The 22,373-nt window shown below is 72.4% G+C and carries 23 protein-coding genes; 16 read left to right on the top strand and 7 right to left on the bottom strand.

What is annotated here, in order from left to right:
• Positions 1-496 precede the first annotated feature (496 nt).
• The 6 genes from ACV7NM_RS29150 (at position 497) to ACV7NM_RS29175 (ending at position 5,392) form a co-directional block, all read left to right on the top strand.
• The gene (locus tag ACV7NM_RS29150) at positions 497-1,078 is read left to right on the top strand and encodes a hypothetical protein (protein ID WP_463413081.1); all 582 of its coding nucleotides are present in this window, start codon (positions 497-499) and stop codon (positions 1,076-1,078) included.
• 113 nt (positions 1,079-1,191) lie between these two features.
• The gene (locus ACV7NM_RS29155; RefSeq protein ID WP_463413082.1) at positions 1,192-2,007 is read left to right on the top strand and encodes an SDR family NAD(P)-dependent oxidoreductase; all 816 of its coding nucleotides are present in this window, start codon (positions 1,192-1,194) and stop codon (positions 2,005-2,007) included.
• Between the two features lie 149 nt (positions 2,008-2,156).
• Positions 2,157-2,984: an NAD(P)H-binding protein gene (locus ACV7NM_RS29160; RefSeq protein ID WP_463413083.1), complete on the top strand. Its 828-nt coding sequence runs from the start codon at positions 2,157-2,159 to the stop codon at positions 2,982-2,984.
• A 116-nt stretch (positions 2,985-3,100) separates the two neighbouring features.
• The gene (locus ACV7NM_RS29165) at positions 3,101-3,739 is read left to right on the top strand and encodes a hemerythrin domain-containing protein (RefSeq protein ID WP_463413084.1); all 639 of its coding nucleotides are present in this window, start codon (positions 3,101-3,103) and stop codon (positions 3,737-3,739) included.
• The gene (locus ACV7NM_RS29170) at positions 3,736-4,260 is read left to right on the top strand and encodes an anthrone oxygenase family protein (protein ID WP_463413085.1); all 525 of its coding nucleotides are present in this window, start codon (positions 3,736-3,738) and stop codon (positions 4,258-4,260) included. The genes ACV7NM_RS29165 and ACV7NM_RS29170 overlap by 4 nt, the downstream gene beginning before the upstream one ends.
• A gap of 124 nt (positions 4,261-4,384) precedes the next feature.
• The gene (locus ACV7NM_RS29175; RefSeq protein ID WP_463413086.1) at positions 4,385-5,392 is read left to right on the top strand and encodes an AraC family transcriptional regulator; all 1,008 of its coding nucleotides are present in this window, start codon (positions 4,385-4,387) and stop codon (positions 5,390-5,392) included.
• A gap of 3 nt (positions 5,393-5,395) precedes the next feature.
• Here the strand turns inward: ACV7NM_RS29175 and ACV7NM_RS29180 are convergent, their stop codons facing one another.
• The 6 genes from ACV7NM_RS29180 to ACV7NM_RS29205 all read right to left on the bottom strand — a co-directional run bounded on the left by ACV7NM_RS29180 (position 5,396) and on the right by ACV7NM_RS29205 (position 11,514).
• On the bottom strand, positions 5,396-6,046 hold the full coding sequence (locus tag ACV7NM_RS29180; RefSeq protein ID WP_463413087.1) for a 4'-phosphopantetheinyl transferase family protein: 651 nt from the start codon (positions 6,044-6,046) through the stop codon (positions 5,396-5,398).
• Positions 6,047-6,056: 10 nt separating this feature from the next.
• Positions 6,057-6,893 carry an alpha/beta fold hydrolase gene (locus ACV7NM_RS29185; RefSeq protein WP_463413088.1) on the bottom strand — a complete coding sequence of 279 codons (837 nt, stop codon included), beginning with the start codon at positions 6,891-6,893 and terminating at the stop codon, positions 6,057-6,059.
• The gene (locus ACV7NM_RS29190; RefSeq protein ID WP_463413089.1) at positions 6,890-7,375 is read right to left on the bottom strand and encodes an SRPBCC family protein; all 486 of its coding nucleotides are present in this window, start codon (positions 7,373-7,375) and stop codon (positions 6,890-6,892) included. The genes ACV7NM_RS29185 and ACV7NM_RS29190 overlap by 4 nt, the downstream gene beginning before the upstream one ends.
• Positions 7,376-7,477: 102 nt before the next feature.
• Positions 7,478-9,004, bottom strand: a complete 1,527-nt coding sequence (locus ACV7NM_RS29195; RefSeq protein ID WP_463413090.1) for an FAD-binding protein — start codon at positions 9,002-9,004, stop codon at positions 7,478-7,480.
• 38 nt (positions 9,005-9,042) lie between these two features.
• Positions 9,043-10,608 carry a flavin-containing monooxygenase gene (locus tag ACV7NM_RS29200; protein ID WP_463413091.1) on the bottom strand — a complete coding sequence of 522 codons (1,566 nt, stop codon included), beginning with the start codon at positions 10,606-10,608 and terminating at the stop codon, positions 9,043-9,045.
• Positions 10,609-10,617: 9 nt separating this feature from the next.
• Positions 10,618-11,514 (bottom strand): class I SAM-dependent methyltransferase, encoded by an 897-nt coding sequence (locus ACV7NM_RS29205; RefSeq protein ID WP_463413092.1) that lies wholly within the window; start codon positions 11,512-11,514, stop codon positions 10,618-10,620.
• 269 nt (positions 11,515-11,783) lie between these two features.
• Between ACV7NM_RS29205 and ACV7NM_RS29210 the strand changes: the two genes are divergently transcribed.
• Genes ACV7NM_RS29210 through ACV7NM_RS29220 form a run of 3 tightly spaced genes read left to right on the top strand, consistent with a single transcriptional unit; the run spans position 11,784 to position 13,785 of the window.
• Entirely contained in the window at positions 11,784-12,038 is a 255-nt protein-coding gene (locus ACV7NM_RS29210) for a hypothetical protein (protein ID WP_463413093.1), read from the top strand.
• An 11-nt stretch (positions 12,039-12,049) separates the two neighbouring features.
• Positions 12,050-13,036 carry a 3-oxoacyl-ACP synthase III family protein gene (locus tag ACV7NM_RS29215; protein WP_463413094.1) on the top strand — a complete coding sequence of 329 codons (987 nt, stop codon included), beginning with the start codon at positions 12,050-12,052 and terminating at the stop codon, positions 13,034-13,036.
• Entirely contained in the window at positions 13,033-13,785 is a 753-nt protein-coding gene (locus ACV7NM_RS29220; protein WP_463413095.1) for an SDR family NAD(P)-dependent oxidoreductase, read from the top strand. Before ACV7NM_RS29215 ends, ACV7NM_RS29220 begins: the two co-directional genes overlap by 4 nt.
• Positions 13,786-14,000: 215 nt before the next feature.
• Here the strand turns inward: ACV7NM_RS29220 and ACV7NM_RS29225 are convergent, their stop codons facing one another.
• A complete protein-coding gene (locus ACV7NM_RS29225; protein ID WP_463413096.1) occupies positions 14,001-14,933 on the bottom strand; it encodes an AfsR/SARP family transcriptional regulator in 933 nt (310 codons plus the stop codon).
• Positions 14,934-15,198: 265 nt separating this feature from the next.
• Between ACV7NM_RS29225 and ACV7NM_RS29230 the strand changes: the two genes are divergently transcribed.
• Genes ACV7NM_RS29230 through trpA form a run of 7 tightly spaced genes read left to right on the top strand, consistent with a single transcriptional unit; the run spans position 15,199 to position 22,368 of the window.
• Complete coding sequence (locus ACV7NM_RS29230) at positions 15,199-16,410, top strand: aminotransferase class I/II-fold pyridoxal phosphate-dependent enzyme (RefSeq protein WP_463413097.1); 1,212 nt, start codon at positions 15,199-15,201, stop codon at positions 16,408-16,410.
• A 52-nt stretch (positions 16,411-16,462) separates the two neighbouring features.
• Positions 16,463-17,716, top strand: a complete 1,254-nt coding sequence (locus ACV7NM_RS29235; protein WP_463413098.1) for a beta-ketoacyl-[acyl-carrier-protein] synthase family protein — start codon at positions 16,463-16,465, stop codon at positions 17,714-17,716.
• Complete coding sequence (locus tag ACV7NM_RS29240; protein WP_463413099.1) at positions 17,713-18,567, top strand: MaoC/PaaZ C-terminal domain-containing protein; 855 nt, start codon at positions 17,713-17,715, stop codon at positions 18,565-18,567. The genes ACV7NM_RS29235 and ACV7NM_RS29240 overlap by 4 nt, the downstream gene beginning before the upstream one ends.
• Positions 18,560-20,212 carry an AMP-binding protein gene (locus ACV7NM_RS29245; protein ID WP_463413100.1) on the top strand — a complete coding sequence of 551 codons (1,653 nt, stop codon included), beginning with the start codon at positions 18,560-18,562 and terminating at the stop codon, positions 20,210-20,212. Before ACV7NM_RS29240 ends, ACV7NM_RS29245 begins: the two co-directional genes overlap by 8 nt.
• On the top strand, positions 20,209-20,460 hold the full coding sequence (locus ACV7NM_RS29250) for a phosphopantetheine-binding protein (protein WP_463413101.1): 252 nt from the start codon (positions 20,209-20,211) through the stop codon (positions 20,458-20,460). Before ACV7NM_RS29245 ends, ACV7NM_RS29250 begins: the two co-directional genes overlap by 4 nt.
• A 50-nt stretch (positions 20,461-20,510) precedes the next feature.
• Entirely contained in the window at positions 20,511-21,551 is a 1,041-nt protein-coding gene (locus tag ACV7NM_RS29255) for a hypothetical protein (RefSeq protein WP_463413102.1), read from the top strand.
• Positions 21,544-22,368 (top strand): tryptophan synthase subunit alpha, encoded by an 825-nt coding sequence (gene trpA, locus ACV7NM_RS29260; protein WP_463413103.1) that lies wholly within the window; start codon positions 21,544-21,546, stop codon positions 22,366-22,368. Before ACV7NM_RS29255 ends, trpA begins: the two co-directional genes overlap by 8 nt.
• Positions 22,369-22,373: the final 5 nt, after the last annotated feature.

Below are 22,373 nucleotides of genomic sequence, written 5' to 3' on the forward strand. Positions count from 1 at the left end.
CAGGCATGGTGGCACCGAATGTGATCGCCGGGACGCGGCCCGAGAGCCGGTCGGGCGAGCCCGGTCCCGGGCGCGCCCCGCGCACCCCGGCCCCAGGCGGGCGCGGAGCCCGCTCCGGGCGAGGGAACCGGCCGAGCCCGCGGGGATGAACGGGGCGCCGTCGTGTTGACAGTCGACCACCGGGCGACGACCACCCGGCGACAGCGGGGCCGGGGACGAGGACGACCGGGGCCGTCCACACCGGAAACCGGGCCCCGTCGGCACCGGGCCCCGTCGCCACCGGACACCGGCCCCGACCGGCCCGACTCCGGCCCGGTCGACATCCCGTAGGGCCGGAGAGAGGATGGGAAGGGCGGAGCCCGCCGGACGGCGGGGCGCCGCCGGTGAGGTGCGGTGGCCCGGTTGCCCGGGGTTCCCCGACGCGCCGACGACGCTGTGCGCGCGTGACCGCTCCCTCCGTTCCCGCATCGTCTCTTCCCGAAAGGGGAGCACCACCATGCACCGACACACACGACGCACCCTGATCACCGGACTGCTCGCGTCCTCCTTCGCCCTGTCCGGCGTGGTGGCCCTGGCCCCCTCGGCCGGCGCCGCCGTACCCACCGCGAGCTGTACGGTCACCCCGAACGCGAGCGGCACCTCGGTCACCATCAAGGGCGAGGGATTCACGGCACCGCGCAAGCTCAACGACGGCGAGAGCACCGAGCCGCTGAACGTCGACGCGAACGGCAACTTCCAGCTCACGCGCTTCCAGAAGAACGTCAGCTACACCGTCCTCGCAGTCAACGAGGACCAGAACTTCACCTTCGTCAACTGCAAGGTCGTCAAGTCGAACGACTCGACCGGCACCAACAACCCGACCAACAACCCGACCAACAACCCGAGCAACAACATGAAGGACAAGGGACGCGGTTACGGCGACGGCTACCGCGCCGGACGCTCCGCGGCGCAGAAGAGCTGCGACAACCGACCCGCCCCGAACAAGAACCAGCAGCACTCCGATGCCTACTGGAAGGCCTGGCAGCAGGGCGCGGACTCGGCCTTCAACAAGGCGTGCGGCTCCGGGAAGTCCGGCTGACGGTCGGCTGACGGCCCTACGGCAGGAGTCACCCGTTCCTCGACCCCGTCTCCGGCGCGCCCCGAGTCGCCGCTGCGATCGTCAAGGCATCAGCGAGCAACGGAGGGCGCCCGATGAAGACACAGTCGACGCCGGGGGCCGGTCAGGCCGCCGACGGGTCCCTCGCCCTGGTCACCGGGGCGACCAGCGGTATCGGCCTGGCCATCGCGCGTGACCTGGGCGCCCGCGGGCACCGGGTGTTCATCTGCGCCCGCACGGAGACGGACGTCAAACAGACGGTGGAAGACCTGCGCGCCGAAGGGCTGGAGGTCGAGGGAACGGCCGCCGACGTCCGCAACCGGGCCGAGGTGAAGGGACTCGTCGCGGCAGCCGTGGCCACCTTCGACAGACCCGTGAGGATCCTGGTCAACAACGCGGGGCGCAGCGGCGGCGGCCCCACCGCCGACCTCACCGACGAACTGTGGGACGAGGTCATCGACACCAACCTGAACAGTGTCTTCCTGGTCACCCGGGAGGCGCTCACCAACGGCGGCCTCGCGTCCGCGGGCCGCGGCCGGATCGTCAACATCGCCTCCACGGCGGGCAAACAGGGGGTGTTGCTCGGCGCCCCCTATTCGGCGTCCAAGCATGCGGTGGTCGGCCTGACCAAGGCCCTCGGCAAGGAACTCGCGCCCTTGGGCATCACCGTCAACGCGGTGTGCCCCGGGTACGTGGAGACCCCGATGGCTGCCCGGGTACGGGCCGGTTACGCGCGCGTGTGGGACACGACCGAGCAGTACGTGCAGCAGCAGTTCGAAGCCCAGATACCCTTGGGCCGCTTCTCCACCGCCGAGGAAGTCGCGGGCCTCGTAGGCTACTTGACCACCGACACGGCGGCATCCATCACCGCTCAGGCCCTGAACGTCTGCGGAGGCCTCGGCCGCTTCTGACACCCGGCCGCGCCGCCGACACGGCGGCGCGGGCGCCATGACCGCATCACGCGACCCCAGCACCCGACACGACCGCGCGTAGACGCACGCATATGGAACTGAGCTTCGCGGCCATGTCCCGTCTCGCGTCCAGGGACTTGACTGTACTCATGACTCGGACCACGCAGAACATCCAGACCACACTCGTCATCGGCGGCACCGGCAAGACCGGCCGACGCGTCGCCGAGAAGCTCTCCGCCCGGGGCCTCCCGGTCCGGGTCGGCTCCCGCTCGGGAGAACCCGCCTTCGACTGGAACGAGCCCGACAGTTGGGCGCCGGCGCTGGAGGGCGTCGACCGGGTTTACGTCACCTACTACCCCGACCTCGCCTTCCCGGGCGCCGCCGAGCAGGTCGGCGCGTTCGCCAAGGTGGCCGTCGACAGCGGGGCCCGCCGCCTGGTCCTGCTGTCGGGCCGCGGCGAGGAGGCCGCCCGGATCAGCGAGGACAACCTCAAGGCCTCCGGCGCCGACTGGACGATCGTCCGTTCCAGCTGGTTCAACCAGAACTTCAACGAGAGCTTCTTCCTGGAGCCGGTCCTGGCCGGGGAGATCGCCCTGCCGACCGCCGACGCCGTGGAGGCCTTCGTCGACGCCGACGACATCGCCGACGTGGTCGTGGCCGCCCTCACCGACGACAAGCACATCGGCAAGACCTACGAACTGTCCGGTCCGCGCCTGCTCAGCTACAGCGACGTGGCCGCCGAACTGTCGAAGGCGACCGGCCGGCAGATCACGTACGTGTCCGTCACCAACGAGGAGTACCGCGCGGTCCTGCGCGAGAACGACCTCCCCGAGGAGTTCGCCGACTTGTTCACCATGATCCTGGACGGCCGCAACGCGCACCTCGTGCACGGAGTCGAAGAGGCCCTGGGACGCAAGCCCAAGGACTTCGCCGACTTCGCCCGCGAGGCCGCGGCGAGCGGGGTCTGGGACGTCTGACCGCGCGGGGGCACGCGTCGGCGCGGTGCGGCCGCCTTCCCGGGCGGCCGCCCCGCCGACGCCGCGCCCCGACGCGGAGCACGTACGCACGTCGCACCGACCGGCAGGAGGCACCGATGCCCACGCACCAGCCGCCCCACTCCAGCGAACACGGACTGGACGCGCTCGCACCGCACTTCCACGGGTTCGCCCTGATGCACCGGGCGATGCGCCGCGACGCCGCCCGCCTGCGCGAGGCCGCGCCGACCTGGCGCGGCGGCGGCGCCGAGTGGTGGCAGCGTCTGCGCGAGGTCATCGAGTGGCACCACACCAGCGAGGACGACGTGCTGTGGCCCGGGCTGCGCCGCCACGACGCGGAGTTCGACGCCCAGGCCCGCGAACTGCACGACGACCACCAGGAACTGGACACGGCGATGGCCGCGGTCACCACCGCCGTCGCCCGCAGCGGCGAGGGGCTGACGCGGGCCGCGCGGGACTTCCAGGACATCCTGCACGACCACCTGCGCGACGAGGAACGCGTCGTGTTCCCCGTCTTCGAGCGGATGGGGGAGCGGACCTACCTGGCGGAGGAACGCAAGCTGGTGGCCGGCGCGCCGCCCCGCGTGCTGCTGTACCTCCAGCCCTGGATGTTCGACGGCGCGAGCCCCGCGTCCGTCGCGCACGTGTCCGCCACCATCCCGCCGCCGGTCCGCCTTCTCGGCGCGACCCTGCTCCGCAAGCGGTACCAGAACACCTTGAAGGGACTGAGGAAGTGACGCGAGCGACCACGGCGACGACGGCCCCGACGGGCACGAAGGCCCAGTCGGTGACCTTGGTGGCGGCGACGGTGGGCACCGGGCTGATGGCCGGTCTCTACTTCGCCTTCGACATCTCGGTGATCCCGGGCCTGGGACGGGGTGACGACGAGACCTACGTGACGGCCATGCGGAACATCAACGACGCCATCGACAACGGCCTGTTCGGGCTGCTCTTCGTCGGCGCGTTCCTCGCCACCGGGGTGGCCGCCGCACAGCAGCAGCGCGGCGGACGCCCGCACACGGCGCGCTGGGCCTGGACCGCCTTCGCGCTCTACACCCTCTCGCTGGTCGTGACGGCCCTGGTCAACCTGCCGCTCAACGCCCAACTCGCTCGCGCCGGGGCCGACTTCACCGCGGCCCGCGCCGGGTTCGGGCCCCGTTGGCGGGCCGGCAACGTCGTCCGCACCTTGGCCTGCGCGACCGCCCTGGCCGCCCTGGGCCGGGCCCTCACCCTGCACGGCCGCCCGCCGGCCGCGTAGCGCTCCGGACCGTCCGGCGCCTTGGGCGCCCCCGTGAACGGCGCCCGCCCTCCCCACCGTCCCCCGCGGGAGAGCGGGCGCCTCGCGCGTACCCGCCCGGCGGGAAACGAGAGAGGATATCCGCATGGACACGCTGACCGGTCTGCTGGAAGGACCGAAGGCGCGCGGCGCCTTCCTCCTCAAGTCCGTCTTCAACCCGCCCTGGTCGCTCCGCGTCGAGGACCGCGCGCCGCTGTCGGTCATCACCATGGTCCACGGCGACGCCTGGCTGGTGCCGGACCACGGCACCGCCGTCCGGATCAGGCCCGGCGACGTCGCCGTCGTGCACGGACCCGAGCCGTACACGGTCGCCGACTCCCCGGACACGCCGGTCCAGATCACCGTCGGACCGGAGCAGCGGTGCAGTACCGAGAGCGGCGAGGACGTCACCGAGACCATGGCCCTGGGCGTGCGCACCTGGGGCGACCCGCTCCAGGACGCCGGCTCGGCGGTGATGCTCAGCGGCACCTACCAGGCGCCCAGCGAGATCGGCCGGCGGCTGCTGAGCGTGCTGCCGACGATCCTGGTACGGCCGGCGGAGTCCGCGGACCACGCGCTGATCACCTTGCTGGCGGCGGAGATCTCCCGGGACGAGCCGGGCCAGGAGATCGTCTTGGACCGGCTCCTGGACCTCCTCCTGATCGGGGTCCTGCGCGCCTGGCTCGCGGCCCCGGGCAGCGGCGCGCCCACCTGGTACCGGGCCCAGAGCGACCCCGTGGTCGGCCCGGCGCTGCGCCTGCTGCACGAGAACCCGGCCCACGGCTGGACCGTCGAGGAACTCGCGCGCAAGGTCGGTGTCTCCCGCGCGGCCCTGGCCCGCCGTTTCACGGACATCGTCGGGGAGCCCCCGGTCGCCTACCTCACCGGTTGGCGCATCGCCCTGGCCGCCGACTACCTGCGAGAACCGGACGCCACGGTGGCGACGGTGGCCCGCCGGGTCGGCTACAGCGGGGCGTTCGCGCTGTCGGCGGCCTTCAAGCGGGTCCGCGGCGTCAGCCCGAAGGAGTTCCGCGCGGGCGTGAGCGCGCCCAGGCCCGGCGAGGGCCCCCGCTCGCCCCGTACGGTCGTGTTGGACGGGGCGGGCGCGCGCTGATCCTCAGCCCCGCCGCGCCACCACCGCCAGGACCAGGTCCGGGCCGGCCGACCAGCGGCCGTGGTAGACCGGGTCGACGAGCGCGGTGAGCGCGGCCGGCACGTCGAGCGCGCAGGAGAAGGTGCCCCCGGGGGAGAGGGCCGCGGTGGCGTCGCGGAAGCCGCGCCACACGCCGGTCGCCGGGTACCACGCCTTGTACACCGCCTCCTTGGCGCAGAACAAGAGGCGGTCCCACGGGATGTCGGGGTGGGCCGCGGCGAGTTCGCGCAGGTGGGCGCGCTCGGCCGGGGAGGTGATGAGCCCCAGTACGCCCGCGGGGAGCGGGCCCGAGGGCTCCGCGTCGATGCCGAGGGCCGACGTGCGGTCGGACAGGTCCGCCACCGCCGCGCGGTAGCCGTCGCAGTGGGTGATGCTGCCGACCACGCCCGCCGGCCACGCGGGAGCGCCCCCCGGTCCGGGCAGCAGGGGCGCGGGGGAGTGGCCGAGGGCGGCCAGGCAGCGACGGGCGCAGGCGCGGGCCGTCGCGAACTGGCGGCGGCGGCGGGCGAGGCGGCCCTCCATGAGGGCCGCCTCGGCGGGGAAGAGCGGCGCGGGCGCCTCGTCGTCGAAGGCTTCCGACGACGTGACGCCCGGCGGCAGGAGTGCCTCGATCATCGTCCGGCGGTCACCGGGACGCGAGTGCGGTCACGGCGGAGACGATCGGCAGCGGCCGCTCCAGCGGCAGCATGTGGCCCGCGCCCGGCACCGTTTCGAACCGGGCCGCCGGCAGGGTGTCGGCGAGGGTCCGCGCGAGGGCGGGGTCGATGACCTTGTCCGCGTCACCGTGCAGGACCACCGCCGGCACGGTGACGGCGGCGAGCTCCGCGCGCAGGTCCCAGCCGCGCGTGCAGCGGAAGAAATCCGCCCGGACCCGGGGGTCCGCCGCCGCGAACAGTTGTCGGTTCACGTCCAGCAGGGCCGGATCGACGCCCTTGGCCATGGTGGACGACAGCAGTTTGCGGCCGAGCGGAGGCCGGCGCAGCGCCCACGAGAAGAGGGCGCTCCCCATCATCTTGACCTCCCCGTCGGGCGTGTCCTGGCCGTGTGCCGCCGTGCCCGCCAGCACCAGACCGCGCAACCGCCCCGCCTCCGCCCCGCGCGCCGCGTAGGACAGGGCCGCGAACCCGCCGCCCGAGTGCCCCACGACGACGGCCGAGCGCGCGTCCGTCGCGTCCAGCACCGCCGCGAGATCGGAGCCGAGTCGCCCCACCGAGACGGGGGTGCGGCCGAGGGTGGAGGCGCCGTGGCCCCGCTGGTCGTACAGCACCACGCGGTGACCGGCCCGGATGAGCCGGTCGGCGATCGCACCCCAGGCGCGGCGCGAGTGCGCCCAGCCGTGCACCAGGACGACGTCCGCCCCGGGGCGGGTGCCGGTCAGGGGAGCCAGTACGGTGCCGGCCAACTCCGCGCCGTCGTCGGTCCGTACGGTCAGCTCCCGGGTGAGGTCCGCCGCCGTCGTCATCGCCCGGCCCCCACCGGTGAGGACGACAGCAGGCGGCCCAGGGACTCGAAGGCCGCCAAGGTGGCCTTCGAGTGCTCCGCGCCCAGGTCGACGGCCTTGGCCAGGACACCGAGCCAACCGTGCGGCCGGCCCGCGAAGCGCATCGACAGCCGGGTGCGGCCGTCCGGCAGGGGTTCGAGGCGGAAGGCCGCCGGCCCGCGGAACGCCCCGTCCACGTACTCCACGTCGAGCCGGCGGCCGGGCTCCACGGCGACCGTGCGCGCCGTGAAGCGGAGCTTGAGACCGCCGTTGCCGACGCCCTTGGTGTGGACGGTGACCCCGACCTCGCCGCCGACCCGGTCGGGAGAGCCGGAGACCGGGGCGAAGGTGTTGGCCGGGACCCACCATTGGGCGGCGCCGCGGAACTCCGAGAGGAGCGCGTCCCACACGGCGGTCGCCGGGGCGTCGATCACCGCCTCGTCGATCAGGTCGTAGGTTGTCATGTCGAGCCTCCTCAGGTGCACGGTCGCGCGGGGTGGCGCGGTCGGGACGGGGGACAGGGGACGGGGGGGGCAAGGAGCGATGTACGGGGGAGGGGTGCGCGGTCAGGCGAAGAAGCCCTGGCCGGGCGTGAGGACGTTGGCCGGATCGAACTTCTTCTTGGCGTTGACGAACCCGCTCCAGCGGTTGCCGAAGTGGGCTTGCCAGTCGGCCCGCGTCATGTTCGGGACGGCGCCCACCAGGTACCGCTTGGCCCCCATCGACACCGCCAGGTCGTACAGGCGCCGGTTCTGGTCCAGCATCGCCTGGATATCGGGGTCGCCCGGGTTGGGGAAGCGCAGCAGGTCGAAGAGGTACGCCACGGACTCGCCCGGCATCACTGCCAGCGGCCGCTTGACCTGCGAGGTGAGGAACGGGGAGAAGAGCAGGAACCCGCCCCCGAGGGAGTCGGCGGTCAGCTCCTGTTCGACCCGCTTCATGAACGTCTTGGTCTTGGAGGCCGGGAGGAACATGCTCAGCCACGGCTTGGGCGCGTACCAGTGACCGGACTCCTTGAGGTAGGCCTCGTAGGCGTCGAGCCGGAACATGTACTCCCGGTACGTCACGTCCTCGATCACGGCGTCGGCCCGCACGTCCTGCAAGCCGCTCAACAGCTTCGCCCGGTCCGGCGGCGTCGTGTCGTAGGTGGCCCCGGCCTCCATCTTGTAGCGCCAGCCCGAGCCGTCCGGCTTCTGGAGCATCTCGCCGGCCTGGACCTGGAACCGGCCGTCGGCCAGCACCTTCTCGGCGTCCTGGAGGTACGTCTCCACGTCCGCGTAGTACAGGGTGAAGATGACCGATCGCTTCGGCGCCGGGACCAGGGCGACTTCGGCCCGGACGATGATGCCGACCTGGCCGCCGCCCGAGAGCGCCGCGTTGAACAGGTCCGGGCGGATCGTGGCCGTCGCGGTGACCAGCTTGCCCTCACCGGTGACGATGTCGATGGAACGCACGGTGTCGCACAGCAGCCCGTACTTCGCGACGGTGCCGCCGATCCCGCCGATGCTGATGGTGCCGCCGACCGACAGGTAGAGGTAGTCGGGCAGCGCGGGCGGGGTCTTGCCCACCTTCAGGCACGCGTCGGTCAGCTGGGCCCAGGTGACGCCCGCCTCGACCACCGCGCAGTTCGCACCGATGGAGACGATCTTCGACATGCTGCGGGCGTCGATGGATATCCCGCCGGGGACCCGGGCCTGCCCGTACACCGAATGCGATTCGATGTCCGTACCGGAGCCGCCCTGTCCGTTGACCGCGACCTTGATGCCGTTGGCCCGGGCATAGTTCACGATCTTGACGATGTCGTCGGCGTTGCCCGGCCTCAGCACGGCCCACGGCTTGTTGCCCGCGCCGTCCCACAGGTGACCGAAGTCCTTGCCGAACGCCTCGACCGCGGAGGGCGCCGTCTCCAGCGTCCCGGTCAGCGCCGGCACGGGAACCACGGCCTGAGCGGGGGCCTCGGCGGCCGTCGCCCAGCTCTGGTCGACGGTGTTCCAGCCCACGACGGCCACGGCGGTCGCCGCCATCCCGCCGAGGACCCTGCGCCGCGACGGTGCGGCGGCCGTGCCCGCGGTCGCTCTCGGGGTACTGCTCATCTGCGTACGTCTCCCGTTTCTCATGACCTGCCGGAGTCTTACTGGTGCGTCGCCGGGGCGGTGGTGCGCACCCGCGAGGCGAGCTGGTACTCGCCGAGGTCGAAGCGCTTGGTCTGGCGGCGGAAGCGCCAGGTGTACGTCGGCCAGATCGACGGGTTGCGTCCGTTCTCGTCGAGGTACCAGCTCTTGCAGTTGCCCGCGTTCCACACCGAGCCGTCGAGCTTCGCGTCGAGCGCCCGGTTGTAGGCCCGCTGGGCCTCCTCGCGGACCTCGACGCTGGACAGCCCGCGCTTCTCGGCCTGTTCGAGCGCGTCCACCACGTAATTGATCTGCGCCTCGATCATCACCACCTGGGAGGAGTGCCCCAGCGTCGTGTTCGGACCGAGCAGCATGAACAGGTTCGGGAATCCGGCGATGGTGGTGCCGCGGTGGGCCGACATGCCGTCCCGCTGCCACGCGTCGCGGAGCCGCACACCGTCCCGCCCGAAGATCCGGCGCGCGACCGGGCGGTCGGTGGCCTGGAACCCGGTGCCCAAGATGATGGTGTCGACCTCGCGCTCCACCCCGTCCCGGCCCACGATCGACTTGGCGCGGACCTCGGCGATCCCCTCGGTGACCAGGTCCACGTTGGGCTGCTGGATCGCCGGGTACCAGGTGTTGGAGAACAGCAGCCGCTTGCAGGCCATCACGTAGTCGGGCGTCAGCTTGGCGCGCAGCGCCTCGTCGGGGACCGACTTCCTCAGATGGTCGCTCGCCATCTTCTGCATCTTCCCGGCGACCTTCGGGCGGGCCATGACGAAGGCCAGGATCTCGCGGCCCCACATGTTGAAGTTCCGCCGGAAGTTCTGGTAACCGGGCACCGAGCGCAGCAGCTTGGCCTGGAGCGCCGTGGTCGCCTTGTCGTTCTTCGGGCCGACCCACGGGGGCGTGCGCTGGTAGAGGTCGAGGCGCTCCACGTCGGGCTGGATCCGCGGCACGAACTGGATCGCCGAGGCACCCGTACCGATGACGGCGACGCGCCGGCCGGTGAGGTCGTGGTCGTGGTCCCACCGCGAGGAGTGGAAGACCTTGCCCTCGAAGTCCGCGAGGCCCTTGATGTCGGGGACGGCCGGCTCGCTCAGGTAGCCGGTTCCGGTGACCAGGAACTGGGCGGTGTAGTCGCCCTGCGAGGTCTCGATCCGCCAGTGCCGCTCGCCCTCGTCCCAACGGGCGGAGAGCAGTTCGTGGGAGAAGCGGATGTGGGGGCGGACCCCGAAGCGGTCGGCCGTGTCGCGCAGGTACGCGTACAGCTCGTCCCGCTTGCCGAAGGTGGACTTCCAGTTCGGGTTCTGGGCGAACGAGAAGGAGTAGAGGTGCGACATGACGTCACACGCACAGCCCGGATAGCTGTTGTCGCGCCACGTGCCGCCGACCTCGTCGGCCCGCTCGAACACGAGGAAGTCGTCGATTCCGGACCGCAGCAACCGGATGGCGGTGCCCAGGCCCGAGAACCCGGTACCGATGACCGCGACCCTAAGGTGCCGGGTCGGTCCGCGGCCCCCGGCGCGGGCCTGGGCCGTCGGATGGGCCCCGCCGTCCTTGGCCGGTTCGAGAATGCTCGTCACGTCGGCCTCCTAGCGGCGCGTGAGGGTCACGCGGAAGTTGTTGAAGAACTTGTCCTCGAGCGTGTACGCGAAGATGTCGAGGTAGCGCTCGAACCGGGCGACGACCTCTTCGCCCTCCATCGCCACGGCCTCGTCCCGGCGCTCGGCGAGCAGCACCAGCCAGGCCCGGCAGGCCATCGCGAACGACTCGCGCTCGTTGACGACCTCGTCGACCTCGAAGAGGCCCTCGGCGCCGGCCGTCAGCTCGTGCAGGTGCGGGATGTGGCACCCGGCGAACTCGGAGCGCTGGAGGAACTTCAGGTCGTCGAGGAGCGCGCGGTTCATCGGCAGCGCCTCGGCGGTCATGGTGTGCAGGACGAACTTCGCACCGGAGTCGAGGGTGTTCGCGACCTGCTGGAAGAAGTAGCGGTAGCGCTTGGTGCGCTCCTTGGGCGGCAGGTTCGAGGAGACGAAGTGCTCCAGCGCGTTGATGCAGAACGCCGCGCCGTACTTCTCGCTGTCGTCGGCGACCGCGTAGTCCGCCCAGCTCTTGACCAGCGTGGTGATCCGCGGGTTGCCCAGCCCGTCGATGAAGGCTTCCTGGGTGCGCGACAGGGTCAGGCCGACCGCTTCCTCCGCGCCGTGCACGGTGGTGAGGCGGTTGAGCATGGTGCCCCAGCCGCAGCCGATGTCCAGTACGCGCTTGACGCCGCCGGCGCGGACGTTCGCGAGGTCCGCGAACGTGTCGAGCTTGCGCTCCTGGGCCTGGTCGAGGGCGGCGACGAGGTCCTCACCCTCGTTCCAGTAGCCGCCGGAGTACATCATCGTCGGGCCGAGCAGCAGCCGGTAGAAGTCGTTGCTCACCTCGTAGTGGTGCCTGATCGCATCGACCTCTGGGTCCACCGTCCTGGGGGCGACCGTTGTCATTTCGATCCTCATTCCTGCGGGCGGGAAGGGCGGCCGTGGCCGTCCGTGCCGAATTACGTCAGAGGAAAACCGATCCCCCGCAAGGCGTACGCAACACGGGTCCGGTCCGTACCAAAAGAGACGTGAAAGGGAGGGAAAAGGCCGGGAAAAGGGAGCGGTCGGCCGACGCCCCGGACATCTTGCGTCTTCCTTGCGGCCGCGGGGCTTTCATCGCTCTCGAAAAGAACGACGCGGCCCCCGGGTCGCACCGTCGAGAGAGGACCGACCCCATGTCGCTGCCCACCATCGAAGAGCTCGCGAGCCAGCTGGAGGCCGTTTCCGGCGCCGCGGAGGTCAGCCCCGACGCCCCGCTCCAGCACATCGCGGACGTCGACTCCCTGGACCTCATGGAGTGGCTGTACGGCTTCCAGACCAATTACCCCCACATCCCGGCCGACGAGACGCTCTTCGCGGACCTCGACGACACGACGACGCTGCGCGACGTCTACGCGAAGATCGTCGACCTCGTCCCGGCCCAGGCATAGCGAGGAATCACGTGACCGGCTTCGACATCACCGGGTGGGGCATGTCCGTACCCGAGCGCATCGTCACCAGCGCGGAACTCGCCGAGCGCTTCGGCGTGGACGAGCACTGGGTCGTCAGCCGCTGCGGCATCCGTGAGCGGCGGGCCGTTGACCCGGGGCAGACCACCGTCTCCCTGGCCGTCGAGGCCGGCCGGCGCGCTCTGGACAAGGCGGGCCTGACCGGCGCCGACATCGCCCACCTGATCGTCGCCACGGCGACCCCCGAGCAGCCGTCGCCGGCGACGTCCGCGTTCGTCCACCACGAACTCGGCATCGCCGGCAGCGCCCACGACGTGAACTCCGAGTGCGCGGGCTTCGTCTACGGGCTCGTCTCCGCCATGGCGCTCATCGCGATCGACCCCCGGCCGATCCTGCTGATCGGCTCCGACACGCACACCCTGACCGCGAACCCCGCCGACCGGGACCTGTCCATCCTCGTCGGCGACGGCGCGGGGGCCGTCGTCCTCCAGCCCGGTCCCGAGAACCGGGTCAAGGCCTGGAACCTGGGCGCCGACGGCTCCTGCACCGGCTCCCTGAAGGTGCTCGCGGGCGGCAGCCGCATGCCCGCCACGGCGGAGACCGTGGCGGCGGGCCTGCACTACGCGCAGATCAACGGGAACGAGATCTATCTGAACGCCGTGCGCTACACCGTCCGCACGGTGCGCGAGACGTTGGAGAGCGCGAAGGTCGACGCGGCCGACGTGGACCACGTCGTACCGCACCAGGCCAACATCCGCATCATCAACTCCATCATGTCCCACACCGGGCTCAGGCCCGAAGCGCTGATCACCAACCTGGAGAAGTACGGCAACACGGCGTCGGGTTCGATCCCGATCGCGCTGACCGAGGCCTTGGACGCCGGACGCGTCAAGGCCGGGGACAAGGTCCTGCTGGCCGGGTTCGGCGCCGGCATGACATGGGGCTCGATCCTGATGGAATGGGGCGGAACCGCGGCATGAGCAACAAGAGCACGGGCGTACGGCCCGAGGCACCGGTCGCGCTCGTCACCGGCGCCTCGGGCGGCCTCGGCCAGGCCCTGGCCCTGGAACTGGACGCCCTGGGCTGTCGGGTCGCCGTCCACTACAACAGTTCGCGGGACGCGGCGCTGGCGGTGCAGGAGAAACTGACCAACCCGTCCGTCCTGGTCACCGGCGACGTCGGTTCGTGGGAGACGGTGCAGGGCATCTACGCCGACATCACCGCGGCGCTGGGACCGGTGGACGTCCTCGTCAACAACGGGGCCATCCGCAAGGACAGCCTGATGGCGATGCAGAACCCCGCGGACTGGGCGCAGGTCATCCAGACCAACCTGATCGGGTCCTTCCACACGGCCCGGGCCGCGGTCCCGGCCATGCTGCGCGGGCGTTGGGGCCGGGTCGTCAACATCGTCTCGCCGTCGGGCATCATCGCCACCGCCGGCCAGACGGCGTACTCGGCGTCCAAGGCGGGACTGATCGGGCTCACCCGCACCCTCGCGGCCGAGTGCGGGCGCCGGGGCGTGACCGTCAACGCGCTGTCCCCGGGTTTCATGATCACCGGCATGACGAAGGACCTGCCCGAGCGGGTCGTCGAGGGAATGGAGGGCAAGGCGCCCATCCCGCGCTTCGTCACCGTCGAGGAGGTCGCCCGCAGCATCGGCCTCTTCCTGGACCAGGACTGCATGACCGGCCAGGTCGTCAGCATCGACAGCGGAGTCTCGATCACCTGACGGGATGTCCGGCGGCCGCCCGGGGCGTCCCCGACACCTGAACCGGGGCGTCCGCGACCACCCCGCCGAGACCGGGCCCGCGCCCGGCACCGCCACCAGCCCCGGCCCCCGCCCTCAGGGAGCCGGGGCCGCTCGGGTTGCCCGTACCGTCCGCGGGCGTGCCGCGACGCCGTACCGCCGCCGGGGGCGGCCGTACGGCGTCGCGGTCGGGCCGGCTACGCGGCGGGGGAGGCGGCCGAAGGGGCCGCCGATGACTGGGCCGCGCCGTGGGCGCGGTGCGTGGCGCAGTTGCGCCCGAGGGTGCACGGCCGGGGTGCCGAAGCGGTCCGCCCGACCTCGAACACCCCCATCAGGAACGGGTCCAGGGTGGCGGCCAGGCGCTGCGGCGTGCGCGGTTGCGGCGTGCGCAGGATCTCCAGGTACGCGGCCTCCGTCTCCGGGGCGGGGTCCGTGCCCAGTTCCTCCGCCAGCACCCGGCGCAGCTGATGGTAACTGCGCAGCGCCTCGGCCCGGTTTCCCGCGCGCTCGTGGGCCGTCATCCGGCAGCGGTACGCGCTCTCCCGGAACGGCGCCCGGCGCACCGCCTCCTCCGCGTAGCGCAGTGCGTGGTGCTCGTCGCCGAGCGCCGAGGAGGAAAGGCTAGCGATCTCCAGCGCCGTCAGGCGCAGTTCCTCCAACTGCTCGCGCATCGCGTTGACCCACTCGCCCTCGTGCGAGGGCAGGAACGAACCGCGCAGGTTCGACACCGCGCCGGACGCCAACTGTTGCGCCACCGCGAACGCGCCGTCCGCGAAGGCGCCCGTCGCCTCCGTCACCGCCAGGTCGGCGCACTCCACGTCCACCGCGGCGTCCTTCGGCACCCGCAACACGTACCGTCCGCCCTGGGCCACCAACGCGGCCTCGCCGGGCGCCGCCTGAGGTGTGGTCACGAACGTCCGCACCCGGCTGACGACACTGCGCAGCGCGGAGGCCCACGTGTCGGGCAACCCCTCCGGCCATACCGTTTCCGCCAGCTGGTCCCGCTCCGTACCACCGTCCCGCTCGACGACCAACCGAGCGAACGCCACCTGTGCCTGTGCGCCGGAGAGGTGCCGCACGGGCGCCCCGGACGGCTCGATCGTGACAAGTCCGACAAGTCTGATCAGCACTGTGTACCCTCCGAAACTGCCGGGATACCGGCCGTGTCCCCCTGGTCTTGTGCGCAGCGAACATACACGCGCCTCTTCTCCGCATGTCAACAACAATCGGGGAATGCCCGGCTCGGGATTCGCTTTCGCCCTTTTCGCGTCCCGCTGTTGCGTCGCTCTTGCGCCCCGCGGTCCTTAATCGAATTCCACTAGAGCTCGTCCGGAACGACGGCAGGGCGCCGATGGAGTTCCGTGTCCGCCGGGCGATCACGACGAGGAGATGAACGTGAACGCAACCGAAGCCTGGGCCCGTCTTGAGCCGAAGCTGGCCTACTTCCGCGACCGCGTCCGGTCCTTGGAGTACGAACCCGTCCGCAAGAACAGCTTCGTGGCCTACACCGTCGAGCGCGATTCCGCGTACGCCGACCAGGACGGCCAGCGCCTGCTGATGATGTCCGGCTACAGCTACCTGGGCCTCGCCGGGGACGAACGCGTCGTAGCGGCCGCCAAGGCCGCCCTCGACCTCTACGGCACCGGCAACCACGGAGTGCGCGCCCTGGCCGGGTCCACCCCGCTGCACGAGGACCTGGAAGCGGAGGTCGCCCGGTTCGCGGGCCGCGAGCGGGCCCTGGTCTTCGGCTCGGGCTACGCGGCGAACGTGGGCACGGTCGGCGCCCTCGTGGGACCGGGGGACACCGTCTTCATCGACAAGTACGACCACGCCAGCATCGTCGACGGCTGCAAGCTCTCCGGTGCCACGGTCACCCGCTTCCGGCACAATGACCCCGGCCATCTGGAGCGCCGCCTCGCCGCCGCCCCCGACACCGGGGTGCGCCTGGTCATCGTCGACAGCGTCTACTCCATGGACGGCGACATCGCCCCCCTCGTCGACCTGCGCAAGGTCTGCGACGCCCACAACGCGCTGCTGATGGTCGACGAGGCCCACGCCCTCGGTGTCATCGGCGCCACCGGCAAGGGCATCGAGGAGCACTTCGACTACGAGGTGAAGGTCGACGTCAAACTCGGCACCCTCTCCAAGGCCATCCCCTCCATGGGCGGCTGGGTCGCCGGCTCCGCCGACCTGATCCACCACCTGAAGTACGCGGCCCGGCCCTTCCTCTTCTCCGCGGCCCTCGGCCCCGCCCAGGCCGCCGCCGCCCTGGAGGCCCTGCGCATCCTCCAACGCGAGCCGGAGCGCGTGGAGTTCGTGCAGCGCGAGGCCGAACGCTTCCGCGGCCTCCTCAACGCGGCGGGCATGAGCACGGTCGACAGCGAGACCGCCGTCGTCCCGATCATCGCCGGCTCAGACACCGCCGCGTACGACTACGCCACCGCCTGCCGCAAGAACGGTGTCATCGGCCTGCCCGTCGTCACGCCGGCCGTCCCCAACGACCTGGCCCGGCTGCGGATCGCCATCACCGCCGCCCACACCACGGCCGACATCGACTTCGCCGCCGACGCGTTCATCACCTCCGCCCGCGAGTGCCGGATCATCTGAGCCCGCCTCCCGCGCCACCTCGACCACCCACCACACTCCAGGGGGAGCACAGATGCCCGGAACGTCCAAGGGCAGTTCGGCACGACCGCAGGTCGCCATCACCGGCATGGGCGTGGTCACCCCCGGCGGATGCGCCCCGGACGACCTGTGGGCCACGCTGCGGGCGGGCCGTTCGACCGCGACCGAGCTGACGCACCTCGACCTCGGCCGGCACCGCGTACGGATCGGCTGCCGCGTCCGGGGCCTCGACGACCTCGCGGACCTGGTCCCGGCGAAGGACGCCCGTCGGATGGACCCCTTCGCCCACTACGGCACCCTCGCGGCGCTCGCCGCCCACCGCGACGCCGGAGCGCCCACCGCCGAGGCCGGTCGGACCGCCATCGTCGTCGGCAACGCCGTCGGCGGACGCGCCACCAGCGACCTGGAGTCCGCGCACTACGAGGCGAGCGGCCCCGCCGGGGTCAACCCGCTGATGCCGCTGATGACGATGCCCAACGCCGCCGCCGCGCAGATCGCCATGCGGCTCGGCTGGACGGGCCCCGCCCTCACCCTGGCCACCACCTGCGCCAGCGGCGCCGACGCCGTCGGCCACGCCTTGCTGCTGCTCCAGACCGGCCGCGCCGACCTCGTGATCGCCGGCGGCTGCGAACACACCCTCACCCCGGTCACCCTCGCCGGCTTCGGCAACCTCAACGCCGTCTCGCTGCGCAACGACCGGCCCGAGTTGGCTTGTCGCCCCTTCGACAAGGACCGCGACGGGTTCGTGATGGGGGAGGGCGCCGGCTTCGTCGTGATGGAGCGGCTCGACGACGCCGAGGCGCGCGGCGCGAAGACGTACGCGATCGTCGCCGGGTACGCGGCGACCGCCGACGCCCACCACCTCGCGATGCCGCTACCCGACGGGGCGGGCGCCGCGGCGGCCATGGCCTCGGCGATCGCCGACGCGGACCTCGACCCCGGGGACATCGTGCACGTCAACGCGCACGGCACCTCCACGCCCCACAACGACCGCTCCGAGGCCGCCGCCCTCACCAAGGTGTTCGGAACCGCCCAACCGCCGGTCACCGCCCCCAAATCCGTCATCGGCCACCTCATCGGCGCCGCCGGGGCCGTCGAACTGATCGCCACCGTACAAGCCATGCGGCGCTGCGAGGTGCCGCCCACCGCCAACCACGAGGAGCTGGAGCCGGGCATGAACATCGATGTGGTCCACGGCGCACCGCGCGCGGTGCGGTCGGGACCCGCCCTCAGCAACTCCTTCGGGTTCGGCGGCCACAACTCCTCGGTCGTGGTGATGCCGGTATGACCACCACACCCCTGTCCGTGACCCCGCCCGCGCCCGTTGGCACCCTGACGGTCGGCGAGGCCGAGATCACCGCGTACCGCGGCGTCGTCCGGCGGGGCCTCGCGGCGGCGCGCCCCGGCCAGGCCTCGCCCGTCCACGCCTTCGTGCTCGCCCACACCCTCGCGGAGCAGACCGTCGCCGCCCTGACGGCCGGCGAAGCGGGCCCGGTCCGGGTCGTCCACCTCGGCCAGGACATCCGTACGCTGCGGCCGGTCCGCCCCGGCGAACAGGTCACCGTACGGCTCGACGTGCTCGGCGTACGCAAGGAGCCGCGCGGCGCCCGCGTCGCGCTGCGTGCCCGCCTGTACGGGCAGGACGGCCCCGAGCCCTTCGCGGAACTGGTCGTCTCCGCGCTGCTGGTCGGCGCCGCCGCCCTCGAACCCTTCGGCGAGATCACGGGCGGGGCCGCCGTGCCCACCTCGCGCGGCGCGGGCGAGCCGCAGACCGCGACCCATGAGCCGACCGCGGAGTGGATCGCCGCGTACGCCCACGCGTCAGGCGACCTCAACCCCATCCACCTGGACGCCGGGGCGGCCCGCGAAGCCGGCTTCGAGACCGTCATCGCCCACGGCATGAGCGTCGTCGCGCTCGCCGTCGAGGAAGCCGTCGACCGCTTCGCCGACGGTGAGCCGGCGCGGGTCCGAGGCCTCGGCTGCCGATTCTCGGCGCCCGTGGCCCCCGGCGTCCCCCTCGATGTCGTCCTCCAGCCCGACGCGCGTGCCCACGTCGTCCGCTTCACCTGCAAGACGCCGGCGGGCGTCGCCGTCAAGGGCGGCTGGATCGAGTTCGCCGAAGGGAGCCCCGATGCCTGACACCGGACCCACCGACACCGATGCCCTACACACGGACGTCCTCACCCACGCCGGGCGCGCCGACGTCCACACCGGCGCCGAAGTCCACACCGGCACCGACACCCACATCGGCACCGACACCGGCACCGCCCCGGGGCTGGTCGAGGGCTTCCTCACGCAGGTGCGCGAGCGACCCGACGCCACCGCCCTGATCTTCAACGGCGAGGCGACCGGCTACCGCGAGTTGTACGAACGCGCCCGACGCGAACAGGAGCGGCTGGCCGGGCTGCGCCTGGTGCCGGGGGAGCCGGTCGGCGTCCTCGCCGACAAGTCCCCCGCGGCGGTGGCCCTCGTACTGGCCTGCCTGCTGAGCCGCAGGCCCGTACTGCTGCCCTCCCCGGCGCTCGCCGACAGCCTGCTCGCGGACCTCTTCGCCCAGGCCGGCTGCGCCCACGTACTCGCCCCGGACGGGCAGCCGGCCCGCGTCGCACCCGACCCGCGCACCGAGGCCAGACCCCTGCCCCCCGAGGAGGCGGCGGAGGTGGCGCTGATGCTCACCACCTCCGGCTCCACCAGCCTGCCCAAGATCGTGCCGCTCGACCGGGAGGCGCTGGACCGCTTCGGCGCCTGGGCCGGCCCCGCCTTCGGCATCGGCCCCGGCCGGACCGTCCTCAACTACGCGCCCCTCAACTTCGACCTGTGCCTGCTGGACGTGTGGACCACACTCGCCCGCGGCGGCCGGGTCGTCCTCGTGGACCCCGCCCGGGCCACCCACGGCGGGCACCTGCTCGACCTGATCGTCCGCCACGACGTACGGGTGGTCCAGGCCGTCCCGATGGCCCTCGGCCTGTTCCAGGACGCGGCCGCCAAGCAGGGTGCCACCTTTCCCGGCGTCGACCACGTGATGTTCACCGGCGACGCCCTGCCCGACCGCACCTACACCGCCCTGCCCGCCCTCTTCCCCCGGGCACGCGTGTACAACGTCTACGGCTGCACGGAGACCAACGACAGCTTCGTCCACGAGGTAGACCCGGCCGCGCCGCCCCCGGCGCCGATCGGCCGCCCGCTGCCCGGTGTACACGCCCTCCTCGTCGACCCGGACACGAACACCGTCGTCGAAGGACCGGGCACCGGGGAACTGTACGTCCACACGCCCTTCCAGACGCGGGGCTACCTCGACCGCTCCCGGCACGCCGACAAGTTCACCGGTCACCCGCTGGGCCTGGACGGGCGCCGCTGGTTCCGCAGCGGCGACCTCGTACGTCGCGACGCCCACGGCACCCTCCACCTGACCGGGCGCACCGACTTCCAGGTCAAGGTGCGCGGCGTCGCCGTCAACACCGCCGAGGTCGAACGGGTGCTCCAAGAGCACCCCGGCGTCCTGGAGGCGGCCGTCGAGGCCCGCCCCGACCCCATCGCGGGCAGGAAACTCGTCGCCGCCGCCCGACGGGCCCCCGGCTCCACGCTGACCGTCCTGGAACTGCGCGGGCACTGCGCCCGCAACCTCCCCAGGGGCGCCGTACCCACCCAGCTCACGCTCACCGACGAGCCGCTGCCCAAGACGGCCACCGGAAAGGTCGACCGCAAGGCGCTGGACCGGATCACCCCGATCACCCCGATCACCGCCCTCACCACCACGCCTCTTGCCGAAGGAACCAGATCATGAGCAACGTCGACACCATCAAGAACTTCCTCATCAGCGAATTCCTCCCCGGCACCGCCCCCGCCGAACTCGCCGTCGACCACGACCTGCTCAACGACGGGGTCATCGACAGCCTGGGCGTCCTCAAGCTCATCGCCTGGGTCGAGGACCGCTTCGAACTCGCCGTCGGGGACGCCGACCTCGACCCCGAGAACTTCCGCAGCGTCGAGGCCATCGACCACTTCATCACCCACGCCCGCGCCGCGGCCTGACCCGCGCACCGCCACCAACGGCACCCCTCACGCGCAAGGAAGGAGGAACCGTGCACGAGGCACTCGTCGGCCTCCTCGAACGCAAGGCCCCGATCGGCCGCGAGACCTGGCGGTCCTGGTGGGACGAGCTGGGCGCGGGCGGTCTCGACCGGGCCCAGGCCGTCGGCCTGCTGTCCTCACTGACCAGCCGGCTCCCCGACCACGACACCCTGCGGCACCTGCTCGACTCCCTCGCGGAGCGCCGGCCGCCGGCCACGGCGGGCGGTGACCCCTGGCAGGGCACGGTGAACGTGGTCGGCACCGGTGGCGGTCCCCCTACCTTCAACGTCTCCACCGCCGCCGCGTTCGTCGCCGCGGCGGCCGGGGTGAAGGTGGTCAAGACCGGCTCCCGCGCCTACACCAGCGCCCTCGGCTCCGTCGACCTGCTGGAGCGGCTCGGGGTCCGGCCGACCTCCTCCTACGCCCAGACGGAGGACGTGCTCGCCACCTACGGGATCGCCTTCGCGGGTCCCTTCGTCTACCCGGCGCAACTGACCCGACTGGCACGGACCGTGGCGCCGCTCGGCATGAAGCCCTTCGGCGGTTTCCTGAACGCGCTCGGGCCGTTCCTCGCCGACCTGCCCGTGACGGCCCAGGTCACCGGCGTCAGCGCGGCCGCCCCCCTCACCACCCTGCGCGAACTCGCGGCCACGACCACCACGCGACGGATCTGGCTCACCGCCAACGACACCGGCGCCGACGAGCTGCTCCCCTTCGCCGTCAACACCGTCCACGGGGACCAACGCGCCACCCGCGTCATCCGACCCGGCGAACTCACCCCGGGGGAGGGCTCCTTCGCGGACCTGCGCCCCGTCACCGACCCGGCCGGGGCCGTCCCGCACTTCCTGTCCGTACTCGACGGCGCCGCCGGCCCGGTGGCCCGCCATACGGTCGCCCTCGGCGCGGCCGCCCTGATCGTGGCGGCGGGCCCCGGCGGCGACTGGCCCTCGGCGGTGGCCCTCGCCGACGAGGCGATCGGCTCCGGCGCCGCCGCCGACCTGGCGCGGCGCCTCGCGGCCGCACGCCCGCGACCGGCGGTGGCCCGTGTCTGACGCCCCGACGCCCACCGCGGCGCCCTTCTTCCCCGGCCGGCGCGCTCCGGGCAGCGCTCCGGGACTCGCCCTGTTCCTGAACGCGGGAGACCCCCCGCTACCCGTCCTGCGCGACCTCGTCCTGATGCTGGACGAGGAGGGCGTGGACTGTCTCGAACTGGCCGTGCCCTTCCCGGACTCGGTCACCGACGGCCCCGTCATCCGGCGCTCCGCCCGCCGGGCACTGGAGCGGGGCGGGGCCGCGTTGGACGACGTCCTCGCCTTCGTCGCCGACGTACGCCCCCACCTGAGGCACACGCGGATCGCCCTGCTCACCGACTGGAGGTACTCCCTGGGGCACCGTGACCTGAAGGCCGCCACCCGTGACATCGCCGCGTCGGGGGCGGACGCCCTGCTCATCCACGCACTGCCGCCCAGGCTCCGCGCGACCCACCTGGAATCGGCCGCGGCGGCCGCACTCCCGGTCGTCACCACCTGCTACGCCTCCAGCCCGGACGCGACCCGCGCCCGAGCCGCCGCCGACGCCACCGCGTACCTCTACCTCGTCGCCCACTACGGGCGCAGTGGTACCGCGCCCGCCGCCGGCCACGGCGCGCTCGCGCGGACGGTGGCCGACCTGCGGGGGCACACCGCGGCCCCGATCGCCGTCGGGTTCGGGGTCAGCACCCGCCGGGACGTCGAGGCCGTCGGGGCCGGCGGCGCGGACGCCGCCATCATCGGCTCGGCCGCCGTGGCCGCCGTGGAGCGGGCACAGCAGAGCGGACGGGACCTGCCCGAGGCGTTCCGGGAGTTCGTCCGCTCGGTCCGACCCGCGTAGGGCCG

It is taken from the genome of Streptomyces sp. Tek67B01, assembly GCF_055231995.1.